The following is a 224-nucleotide window of genomic DNA, read 5'->3' as shown; positions in this document are numbered from 1 at the left end:
GACGGGTGAGTAACACGTAGGCAACCTGCCTGTAAGACTGGGATAACTACCGGAAACGGTAGCTAATACCGGATAATTTATTTCTTCTCCTGGAGAAATAATGAAAGACGGAGCAATCTGTCACTTATAGATGGGCCTGCGGCGCATTAGCTAGTTGGTGGGGTAACGGCTCACCAAGGCGACGATGCGTAGCCGACCTGAGAGGGTGAACGGCCACACTGGGA

1 rRNA gene is annotated in these 224 nt (G+C 51.8%); it reads left to right on the top strand.

Features of this window, described 5'->3' with window-relative positions:
• Position 1: 1 nt before the first annotated feature.
• Positions 2-224: ribosomal RNA gene (locus tag KJS65_RS29655) — 16S ribosomal RNA — on the top strand; the annotation flags it as partial.

The organism is Paenibacillus sp. J23TS9, assembly GCF_018403225.1.
In the GTDB taxonomy this organism is placed as follows: Bacteria; Bacillota; Bacilli; order Paenibacillales; family Paenibacillaceae; genus Paenibacillus_AQ.
The sequence above is the reverse complement of the archived record's forward strand: the minus strand, read 5'-3'. Positions and strand labels throughout refer to the sequence as shown.